Here is a 1,906-nt window from a genome sequence, read left to right on the forward strand (position 1 = left end):
ACCTGCTGAATTTGATGACTATGTAGTTTTAGGCAACAGGGATCCCCGCTTCTACGGAGGTTTACAGAACTCATTTACCTGGAAAGGACTGAGTTTTGATTTCCTGTTCCAATTTGTAAAACAGGAAGGACCTGGCATTAACTATGGCTACGGTGTACCCGGCATTGGCACATTGGCTAACCAGGACGTAAGTGCATTGGATCGTTGGAAAAATAGTGGCGATATCACGTCTGTTCCCGCTGCCAGCGCCAGCGCAGGTACGGCAGACTTTAGAAATTACAGTCTTTCTACCGCCAACTGGGGTGATGCTTCTTACATCCGACTGAAAAATGTTTCCCTGAAATATGACCTGTCGAAGTATACAAAGAAATGGAAGTTGAATAATGTGAGTGTATACGGGTTAGCGCAAAACCTGCTCACCTTCACTAACTACAATGGCCTGGACCCTGAAACGCAGGGTATGAGAATGCCGCCATTGAAGTCATACGTGATAGGATTACAGTTTGGGTTATAAAAAATATTCCTGTTCAGCAGATAATAAAAGAATTAACATGAAACGTATTCATATATTTTTAGCCGGCCTGATGTTGCTGAGTGCCAGTGCCTGCAACAAGTATGTAGAAACGCCTTTACCAAAGAATGAACTGGTATCGGGTCTTGTTTTTACAGATGATAAAACGGCAACAGCAGCAGTAACTGGCTTGTACAGTGAAATGAATGCCTATAATTATCAGTTTGCCAATGTGCTGGTCAGCTATCTGTCGGGCATGCAGGCAGATGAAATGTATTACTATACAGGGTATGCAGACTATGACGTGTTTCACGAAAACAGGTTGCTGCCCAGCAGTACATTTCCAACACGAATGTTTGCTTCGGTATACAGTTACATCTATCAAACGAATGCCTGCATAGAAGGACTTTCCGCTGCTACCGGGTTAAGTACCTCCGTGAAAAATCAGTTATTGGGAGAGGCTTACTTTACCCGTTCTTTCCTCTATTTCTACCTGGTAAATATGTATGGAGATGTACCTCTGATTACTGGCACGGATTATAAGATCAATGGCGTAAAGCCGCGTGCACTGCGTTCAGAGGTATATGATACGATGATCACCAACCTGAAACAGGCCGTGCAACTTATGGGAGATGATTATCCCACAGGTCAGCGTTTACGTCCCAATAAGGCTGCAGCCAACGCTTTGCTGGCCCGGACTTACTTATACAACCAGCAATGGGCGGACGCAGAAGCTACTGCCTCGCTGGTGATCAACGATAGCCGTTATTCACTGGTGAAAGACCTGAATTCGGTATTTCTTGCCAATAGCCAGGAAGCGATCTGGCAACTGGAGCCGGTGAATGTGAGTGGTGGCCGTAATACCTGGGAAGGCTTTACATCTACACCGCCATCTCCTACTGCTACCGCTTTATTCAGACTGGATACTTTGCAGCTGATCCGCAAATTTGAACCAGGTGATCTTCGTCTCACTAACTGGACCGGTTTCAGAACTACAACTACCGGCGCTACTTATTACTTCCCTTATAAGTATAAAGTAAGGCTGAACGCTGGTGGTACTGTAACAGAATATTCTATGGTAATGCGTACAGCAGAACAATATCTTATTCGTGCAGAAGCCCGCATTCAGCAGGGTAAACTTTCCGACGGACGTGATGATCTGGATGCTATTCGCGAACGTGCGGGTCTGAAAGACCTTTCCACTTCCCTGACACAGCCTGCATTGCTGCTGGCAGTAGAGCAGGAGCGCAAAGTGGAATTGTTTGCAGAGTGGGGCCATCGCTGGTTTGACCTGAAACGTACCAAAAGATCAGACGCTGTGCTGGCACCTGTTAAAGGCGCCAACTGGCAGTCTACCGATACGCTGTATCCGATTCCGTCTGATGCCATCAGAAC

1 protein-coding gene and 1 pseudogene are annotated in these 1,906 nt (G+C 46.2%); both read left to right on the forward strand.

Features of this window, described 5'->3' with window-relative positions; genetic code table 11:
- A pseudogene (locus tag VIP81_RS09320) lies at positions 1-514 on the forward strand (hypothetical protein); the annotation flags it as partial.
- Between the two features lie 37 nt (positions 515-551).
- Positions 552-1,906, forward strand: a 1,355-nt coding sequence (locus VIP81_RS09325; RefSeq protein WP_331958899.1) for a RagB/SusD family nutrient uptake outer membrane protein, incomplete at its 3' end; no start/stop codon positions are given.

Source organism: Chitinophaga sp. (assembly GCF_036566945.1).
Lineage (GTDB): Bacteria > Bacteroidota > Bacteroidia > Chitinophagales > Chitinophagaceae > Chitinophaga.